The organism is Variovorax sp. OV700 (assembly GCF_900099805.1).
GTDB lineage: Bacteria > Pseudomonadota > Gammaproteobacteria > Burkholderiales > Burkholderiaceae_C > Variovorax.
The window spans coordinates 597,448-605,373 of the sequence record NZ_FNDR01000004.1 but is presented as its reverse complement, the minus strand read 5'-3'; the positions used below and the strand labels follow the sequence as shown (position 1 = coordinate 605,373).

The following is a 7,926-nucleotide window of genomic DNA, read 5'->3' as shown; positions in this document are numbered from 1 at the left end:
CATGAGCAGCTCACTCGTCAACCATCAGGTCCGCCTCGCCAAGCGCCCCGAGGCCACGGCCACCCGCGAGAACTGGAAGTTCACCACCGAGCCCGTGGGCGAACCGGCCGAGGGCGGGGTGCTGGTCAAGACGCTGTCGCTGTCGCTCGATCCTGCCATGCGCGGCTGGCTCAACGACGCCAAGAGCTACATCGCGCCCGTGGCCATCGACGAAGTGATGCGCGCTGGCGGCGTCGGGCGCGTCGTCGCCTCGAAGAGTCCCGAGTTTGCGGTCGGCGATACCGTCTACGGCACCCTCGGCGTGCAGGAATACATCCTGATTCCGCAAGACCAGATCAAGCGCAACGGCCTGGTGAAGATCGACCTGAACGTCGGCACCATCAACCAGTGGCTCAACGTGCTCGGCATGCCGGGCATGACCGGCTACTTCGGGCTGATGGACGTTGGCCAGCCCAAGCCGGGCGAAACCGTCGTCATTTCGGGCGCGGCCGGAGCGGTGGGGCAAACCGTGGGCCAGCTTGCAAAGATCAAGGGCTGCCGCGTGGTCGGCATCGCGGGCGGCGCCGCCAAATGCGACTGGGTGGTGAAGGAGCTGGGCTTCGACGCATGCATCGACTACAAGGCCGGCGCCGCGGCGGTGCGCGACGGCCTCAAGACCCATTGCCCGAAGGGCGTGGACATCTACTTCGACAACGTCGGCGGAGAGATCCTCGACGCGGTGCTGGCGCGGCTGGCACGCAAGGCCCGCGTGATCATCTGCGGCGCCATCAGCCAGTACAACAACGCCAACAGCATGCCGGGCGCCGGTCCGAAGAACTACCTCAGCCTGCTGGTGAATCGGGCGCGCATGGAAGGCATCGTCGTGTTCGACTACGCCGACAGGTACCACATTGCCATTGCCGAGATGGCCGGCTACCTGAAGGAAGGGCGCATGAAGAGCAAGGAAGACGTCGTGAAGGGCCTGGAGACCTTCCCCGAGTCGCTCAACAAGCTGTTTGCGGGGGAGAACTTCGGCAAGCTGATCCTGCAGGTGGCCGAAGACTGACGCCAGCTCAGGGCTCGCTGGGTCGCATCGGAACGTCGCCCATGGCATCGTCCTCGCGCAGGCCGTGGGCGGCCTTCAGCGTCTCGATCGACAAGCCGTCGCCGTGGCCGGCAAAGCCCTTGGCAACGCCTTCGAGCGCTGTCGACAGGCCCACGTCGCCGTCGGCGCGGGCGTCCATGCTGATGTTGAGCACCCGGGCCGCCATCTGGCGGTAGCTGATGGCACCCGCGCCTTCGAGCGCCGCCACCAGGTCAAGGTACAGCGCCAGGTTCAGGTCGAACACCAGCTTGGGCGTGATCTCGAATTCATCGTTCTTGTTCTTCTTATCCATGGGTGAGGCTCCTTTTTTCCGAAGCCTCCACTCTAGCCACAAACCATGCACCGGTGTCGTCGGACACGGGCGTATTCAGCGGGCGCGCGTGCCCATCACGGCCGCCGAGATGATCAGCCCCGCTGCAAGGCCGATGCTCCAGGTGAGCGGGCGCCCGGTCACGGCCAGTAACAGCGCGGTGGAACCGAGCGGCGTGAGATAGCTCAGGATGCCGATCTGCCGCGCATCCCCGCGCTTGAGCGCCATGTCCCAGACGAAGAAAGCCGCGCCGAGCGGACCGAGGCCGCACAGCGCCACCAGCAGCCAGTCTTTCGCGGAGAGCACGGCCGGGGTCTCCAGCAGCGCATGGCAGACGAGCGACAACATGCCAGAGACCAGGCCGAACAGGCCGATAGCGGAGGTCGGGAACGCCGCCACGCGCTTTGTCCAGAGCGAATAGCTGGCCCAGATGAACGCCGAGCCCAGCGCCGGCAGGAAGCCCCAGTACCCGGCCGTGGCGACCGGGTTGGACACGGAGCCCTCGCGCGCACCGAGAATCGCGATCGCTGCGCCTGCGAAGCCCAGCGCGGCGGCCACCAGATGCAACGGCCGCAGCGACACGCCCGGCAGCAGCGCCGGCGCCAGCACCACCATGAAGAGCGGCCACAGATAGTTGACCAGGTTGGCTTCCACGGGCGGGGCATGCCGCAGCGCGATGAACAGCAAAAAGTGGAAGCCGAACAGGCCATAGATGCCCAATGCCAGCGTACGCGGCGGCACGTTCCAGGCACTGCGGTCGCGCATCACCCGCGGCCAGCTCGGAATGCTGCCGATGATCAGCGCGAGGCCGGTCAGCAGGAAGGGCGGAAGGTGCGAGAGCGCGGTGCCGAGCGAGGCGAGCGTGGCCCACAGCGCGATGGCGGCAAGGGCAAGAAGCGTGGGCGACATTGCGCCGAGCTTAAGCGGCGCCGTCGTCGCGCAGCGCCGGTGAATCGTCGCGTGGCGACGATGTCTGGCGAGACGCTCAGTTGCCGAGCCTGCGCAATGCCGCCGTGAGCGCCGAGGGCGAACGGTAGCCGGTGCGTCGCGCCGTTTCCGCGACTCCCGTGCCGGCCAGGCGCAGTTCGCGGGCATGCGCGAGCCTCAGCGTGCGCAGCCAGTGCATTGCGCTCACGCCCTGCTCGTCGCGGCAGCGCTGCGCGAACTGGCTGGGGCTCAGGCACGCCACGCCTGCGAGATCGGCAACGCCCAGCGGCTCGTGCCAGCGCGCCCGGGCCCAAGCGGCGAGCGCGGTCCAGTCGATGTACCGGCTTCGCGCAGGGGCCGGCGGGGCCGCACCCCAGGCTTCGAGCAGGAGCGCGGGGCCATGCTGCAGCGTCAATAGGAAAGCGTCCGGGTGCTGCGCGCACTGCGCGAGGTACTGCGCCAGGGCCTGCAGCCGCGAAGCATCTGCGGGCGCGCGCTCGGCGCAGCGCGCCCACGTCGGGTGGATGGTGTCGAGCACGAGGCACTGGCTGCCACCGCGCGATTCGAAGTCGTGCCGGTCGCCGGGCACCACCACCCGCGCCTCACCGGCGCCGACGCGTGCGCCGCGGCCTTCCACTTCGAGTTCGAGCACGCCGGCCAGGCCGATCAGCACCTGGAAGTGGTCATGCGCATGGCTACCGCGCGAAGCGTCATAGTCGCGCAGCGAAAGGCTATGCGGTTCGGCGCGAGGGAGCATTGCTGGGGTTCGCATGGGCAGGATCGAATTGTCGTTCCATGCTCCGCGGCTGTCATCCCAGCCGCAACAGCAACGCCGAAGCCGCGCACACCAGCAAGAAGGGAATGCTGATGCGGTGAAACTCGCGCAGGCCGTGCGGCACCCTGGCAAGCCGCAATGCGATCAGGTTGGCCAGTGAGCCCAGCACGCACCCGAAGCCTCCCACGCTCACTCCCGCGGCCAGTGCCGGCAAATCCCGCACGTGGCCGTCGAGCAGGATCGCCGCTGGCACGTTGCTGATGAATTGCGAAGTGACGATGGCGGCCAGGTAGGCGCGCCATCCGTCGGTGATGGGCCAATGGTTCATCAGCGCCACGACGGCGGGCAGCTCGGCCAGCTGCCGCAGGTCCACGAACATCAACGCAATGATCGCGAGCAGGGCCCAGTCGATGCCGCGCAGCACGCGCGGATACGACACCAGGAACACGGCGAACACCACGCCAAGGCCTGCCAGCAGCCAATGCCGGTCCAGAGCGACCACGAAGCCGACGAACAGGACTCCCGCCAATGCCAAGAGGCGCGGCTGCACCGGCGTGGCCTCGGCTTCGGGCTTGAGCGCGATGGGCGTGCGCGGCACCAGCAGCCAGACCGCCGCGAAGAGCCAGAACAGCATCACGGTCACGGTTGGCAGCATCATTCCCATGAAGGCGACGAAGCTCTCGCCCGAGCGGTGCCACAGGTAAAGGTTCTGCGGATTGCCGATGGGCGTGAGCGCCGAACCCGCATTGACGGCCAGCGCCTCGAGAACCACGAGCCGCGCGAGTGGCAGGTGCGCCTGGTTGGCAAGCACGCGCGTCAGCGGCACCAGCAGGAACAAGCTCACATCGTTGGTCACCAGCGCGGAGAGCAATGCGGCACTGGCAGTGAGCAGCAGCGCCAGGCTGCGCTGGCTGTGCGTGCGGGCGAGCAGGCGCTGGGCGGCGGCCTGCAGCATGCCGCTTTTCTCTACACCCTGGGTGATGGCGAGCAGGCCCGCGAGCGCGCCCACGGTCTGCCAGTCGACCAGCTTCAGCCAGTCCATGGGCGCACGCGGGCGCAGGAAGGCGAACAAGACCGCCACGGCGGCCAGCAGCCACAGCAGGCCGTTGCCGCCGCCCTCCTTGGACGGCGCCGCTGCCCGCGCTTCAGTGGCCGACGAGTTCACGCAGTTCGCGCTTGAGCACCTTGCCGATGGCGCTGCGCGGCAGTTCGTCGATGAAGCTCAGGCGCGCCAGGCGCTGCGTCTTGCCGAGCTGGGCGTTGGCCCATTGCAGCAGCGCGTCCTCGGTGGTGCCGTCGCCGTCGCGGCGCACCACGAAAGCCACCGGCGTCTCGCCCCATTGCTCCGACGGCACGCCGACCACCGCGACGTCGGCCACGGCGACATGGCCTCGCAGCACCGTCTCGAGGTCGCTCGGATAGATGTTGAAGCCGCCGCTGATGATCATGTCCTTCTTGCGGTCGAACAGCGTCAGGAAGCCGTCGGCGTCGAAGCGCCCGACGTCGCCGGTGCGGATGAAGCGCTTGCCGCTCGCGTCGAACCATTCGGCCTCGCGCGTCTTGGCGGGCTGGCGGTGGTAGCCGGTCATCATGCCGGCCGAATGGCCCACCACCTCGCCCGCACGTTCGGTGTCGCCGCGCGGAATCTCGTGGCCGTCCTCGTCGATCAGCCGGATATCGCTGCCCTCGGCCGGGCTTCCCACCGTGTGCAGCTTGTCGGGATGCAGGTGGGCTTCGAGAATGCAGGTGCCACCGCCTTCGGTCATGCCGTAGAACTCGATCAGCCCACCGGGCCAGCGCTTGAGCACGTCGGCCTTGAGCGCGGCATTGAAGGGCGCGCTGGTGCTGAACTTGAAGCGAAACGACGAGAGGTCATGCGCGTCGAAGCGTGGGTGCGCCATCAGGCGCTGGTATTGCACGGGCACCAGCATCGTGTGCGTCACGCGGTGCTTTTCGGCCAGTTGCAGGTAGCCGAGCGCGTCGAACTTCGGCATCAGCACCACGCAGCCACCGAAGGCGATGGTCGGAAAGAAAACCACCAGCGTGGTGTTGGAGTAGAGCGGCGTCGACAGCAGCGTGACCGTGTCCGCGCCGTATCCGTACTTGGCACCGCGCTGCACGTGGGCCCAGCGCATGCCGTGGCCCTGCACAATGCCTTTCGGCTCGCCCGTGGTGCCCGAGGAATAAATGATGTTGAAGGGCCAGGAGGGCTGCGTCTCGACGGCGCCGGGCTGTGCGCCCACGGGGGCCAGCCAACTCTCGAGGCTCTGCCCGGCGGCGGAGCCGTCGAGCGCCACGCGCGGAATGTCGCCGTCCTTCGGAGCGCCGACGACCTCGGCCGCCGAGGCGTCGGTGAAGAGAATGCGCGCATCGGCATCCTCGATCATGCGCGACAGGCTGGCGGGGGTGGAGCCGGGCGCGAGCGGCGCGACGGCGACGCCCGCGCGCAAGGCGCCCAGGAACACTGCCGCGTAGTTCACCGAAGAAGTCGCGCACACCGCGATGGCATCGCCGGGCTTGAACCCGTCGCGCTGCAGGCTGGCCGCAATGCGGTCCATCAGCGCGTCGAGGGCGCCGTAGGTCAGGCTTCGCTCGTTGTCGACCAGCGCAATGCGCCCGGGCGCTTGCGTTGCGTGCTCGTGAACCAGTTGGGCGATGGTGCCGAACTCTTGCATCGTGTTCATGTCTGACTGTGCCTGTTTACGTCGCCGACGGCTTCTCGCACGGCGTGAATGATGTATTCGATTTCCTCGTCGCTGAGCATCGGGTAAAGCGGCAGGGCCAGCGAACAGCGGGCCAGCCGCTCGCTGTGCGGCAGCGTGCTGGCGCCTCGCCAGCGCCCCAGCGCCTCGTGCAGGTGCAGCGGCTGTTCATAGTAGACGCGGGTGGCGATTCCCCTTGTCGCCAGTTGGACCGCCAGCGCGTTCCGCTCGTTCGAGCCGCGCAGGACAACGACGAAATAGTTCCAGGCATGGCCCGCCGCGTCGCTCGGCAATTGCATCGGGCACCCGGCCCACGCCGCCAGATAGCGCGCGGCGATGGCGCGACGCCGCGCAATGGCACCAGGGAAATCATCCAGCGCCACATGAAGGAGCGACGCTTGCAACTCGTCCATCCGGCTGTTCTGGCCCAGGCACGTGTGCAATCCGTTCTGGTACCCGTGGTTGCGGAGCAGGCGCGCCTTCTCGGCATGGCGCGGGTTCTTGAAGGCCAGGGCTCCCGCTTCGCCGGCGGCGCCCAGGGTCTTGGTGGGGTAGAAGCTCATCGCCGCTGCGTCGCCCCAGCTGCCGGCAGGCTGCGCGCGTCCGTCCGCGCCGCAAGAACTGGCACCCAGGCACTGGGCCACGTCCTCGATCAGATGCAGCTGCTCGTCCCGGCAATAGGCGGCCAACTCGGGCAGCCCCGTAGGATCGCCGAAGAGTCCGACCGCGAGAACGGCGCGGGTGCGGGGCGTTCTCGCGTTCCGGAAATGCGTGAGCGGCACCAGAAAATCATCGGCGGCACTGTCGACGAATACGGGCCGGGCACCGGCAGCGATCACCGCTTCGGCACAGGCCGCAAAGGTGTAGGAGGGGAGCAGGACTTCGTCGTCCGGATGCCCTCCGGCCGCGCTGCCGACGCCCAGACTCTTGAGGGCAAGCAGCAGTGCGTCTGAACCCGAACTCACGGCCACCACCTCGCGCCGTTGCAGCAAGTCCGACAGCCGTGCCTCGAATGCGCTGACCTGTGGACCGAGGACGTAGGTGCCGCTGCGCAACACCGCGGCACACGCCTGGACAAGGCGTTCGGCCATGGGTTCGGCGCATGCCGCTGAACGAAACAACGGGATGTTCATGCGTGCAGCACCTGGGACGCGCGGATGACCGCGGCAAGGCCGTCGGCGCCGGAGGCAATGCGCCTGCCGTTGCCCCGCACGGCATGGCGAAAATCACGGTACTGGCGCGCCAGCGCATCGTCGCCGCCCGCCATCGCGCGGTGAGGCTTGCGCAAGTCCAGCACGTGTTGCCGGCCACCGTTGCACACCTGCAGCCGCGCGGCGGGAGGCATGCTGCCGTAGCCGCTCTCCAGTTCCGCGATCATGCCGCCCAGGCGCACCCGGGCGCGGGCACTGTGCATGTCGATCCGCCGGCTGATCACTTGCAGCTGCGCTTCCGCCGGAATGGCGCAGAGCCACGCGAGCAGGTCGAGATCGTGCACCATCAAATCCAGCACGCTGTCCGCGGCCCCCGCCTCACGGCAGGAAAAGCGACGGAATCGCAAAAATGGATGAGCGCTGTCCCGATGGCGCAGGGCGGCGCGGCGTATCCACGACAGCGCGGCCGTATCGAACGCCGGATTGAAGCGTTCGATGTGTCCTGTGCTCAGGACGACGCCGCATTGCTGCGCCATCCGAAGCATCTGTACGCCGTCCCGCCGGTCGATGCAGAGTGGCTTTTCGACCAATACGTGGCAACCGCGCCGCATGAGCGCCATCGCCACTTCGGCGTGTGTACCGTCGCTGGTGGCGACCGTGGCCGACTCGATGCCCGGCGGCAACTCGTCTATGCCGGACAACAGCGGCAATGCCGCAAGGTCGGCGACGGGCTTGGCTGCGGGAGAGTTGTCCACCACGGCGCTCAGACGGAAGCCTGGCAGGCTTGCGAGCTTGCGCGCATGGGTGCTGCCGAAACGACCCAGGCCCACGAGGGCATGAGTCAAGTCGGCGGCGTCGAGAACAGCCTCTGCATCGGCTTCGTCGCCGTAGGAGGCCGACTGGCCGTTATCGGTTGCGGGCGTCGTGAAGGTCATCGGGGACGCGTCTGGTTCCGCAAGCGCGCAAATGCCAAATCG

Annotated in this window: 8 protein-coding genes; 1 reads left to right on the top strand and 7 read right to left on the bottom strand. The window is 67.8% G+C overall.

Annotated features, from left to right (window positions below; genetic code table 11):
- Position 1: 1 nt before the first annotated feature.
- Positions 2–1,045: an NADP-dependent oxidoreductase gene (locus tag BLR24_RS12710; RefSeq protein ID WP_093017265.1), complete on the top strand. Its 1,044-nt coding sequence runs from the start codon at positions 2–4 to the stop codon at positions 1,043–1,045.
- A 7-nt stretch (positions 1,046–1,052) separates the two neighbouring features.
- On the opposite strand, the gene BLR24_RS12705 is transcribed toward BLR24_RS12710, so the two are convergent.
- The 7 genes from BLR24_RS12705 to BLR24_RS12675 all read right to left on the bottom strand — a co-directional run bounded on the left by BLR24_RS12705 (position 1,053) and on the right by BLR24_RS12675 (position 7,884).
- Positions 1,053–1,376 carry a hypothetical protein gene (locus tag BLR24_RS12705; RefSeq protein WP_093017263.1) on the bottom strand — a complete coding sequence of 108 codons (324 nt, stop codon included), beginning with the start codon at positions 1,374–1,376 and terminating at the stop codon, positions 1,053–1,055.
- Between the two features lie 75 nt (positions 1,377–1,451).
- Entirely contained in the window at positions 1,452–2,303 is an 852-nt protein-coding gene (locus tag BLR24_RS12700; RefSeq protein WP_093017261.1) for a DMT family transporter, read from the bottom strand.
- Positions 2,304–2,379: 76 nt separating this feature from the next.
- Positions 2,380–3,093, bottom strand: coding sequence for an AraC family transcriptional regulator (locus BLR24_RS12695; protein ID WP_093017259.1), 714 nt, complete (start codon positions 3,091–3,093; stop codon positions 2,380–2,382).
- Between the two features lie 37 nt (positions 3,094–3,130).
- The gene (locus BLR24_RS12690; protein WP_093017257.1) at positions 3,131–4,261 is read right to left on the bottom strand and encodes an SLC13 family permease; all 1,131 of its coding nucleotides are present in this window, start codon (positions 4,259–4,261) and stop codon (positions 3,131–3,133) included.
- Complete coding sequence (locus tag BLR24_RS12685; RefSeq protein WP_175543259.1) at positions 4,242–5,780, bottom strand: class I adenylate-forming enzyme family protein; 1,539 nt, start codon at positions 5,778–5,780, stop codon at positions 4,242–4,244. The genes BLR24_RS12690 and BLR24_RS12685 overlap by 20 nt, the downstream gene beginning before the upstream one ends.
- A complete protein-coding gene (locus tag BLR24_RS12680; protein ID WP_093017255.1) occupies positions 5,777–6,931 on the bottom strand; it encodes a DegT/DnrJ/EryC1/StrS family aminotransferase in 1,155 nt (384 codons plus the stop codon). The genes BLR24_RS12685 and BLR24_RS12680 overlap by 4 nt, the downstream gene beginning before the upstream one ends.
- On the bottom strand, positions 6,928–7,884 hold the full coding sequence (locus BLR24_RS12675; protein WP_093017253.1) for a Gfo/Idh/MocA family protein: 957 nt from the start codon (positions 7,882–7,884) through the stop codon (positions 6,928–6,930). Before BLR24_RS12675 ends, BLR24_RS12680 begins: the two co-directional genes overlap by 4 nt.
- Between the last annotated feature and the right edge of the window lie 42 nt (positions 7,885–7,926).

Excerpts from the sequence above, each read along its gene's own strand:
- BLR24_RS12675 (WP_093017253.1), bottom strand. The coding sequence starts at position 7,884 with ATGACCTTCACGACGCCCGCAACCGATAACGGCCAGTCGGCCTCCTAC.
- BLR24_RS12695 (WP_093017259.1), bottom strand. The coding sequence starts at position 3,093 with ATGCGAACCCCAGCAATGCTCCCTCGCGCCGAACCGCATAGCCTTTCG.
- BLR24_RS12705 (WP_093017263.1), bottom strand. The coding sequence starts at position 1,376 with ATGGATAAGAAGAACAAGAACGATGAATTCGAGATCACGCCCAAGCTG.
- BLR24_RS12685 (WP_175543259.1), bottom strand. The coding sequence starts at position 5,780 with ATGAACACGATGCAAGAGTTCGGCACCATCGCCCAACTGGTTCACGAG.
- BLR24_RS12700 (WP_093017261.1), bottom strand. The coding sequence starts at position 2,303 with ATGTCGCCCACGCTTCTTGCCCTTGCCGCCATCGCGCTGTGGGCCACG.
- BLR24_RS12680 (WP_093017255.1), bottom strand. The coding sequence starts at position 6,931 with ATGAACATCCCGTTGTTTCGTTCAGCGGCATGCGCCGAACCCATGGCC.
- BLR24_RS12710 (WP_093017265.1), top strand. The coding sequence starts at position 2 with ATGAGCAGCTCACTCGTCAACCATCAGGTCCGCCTCGCCAAGCGCCCC.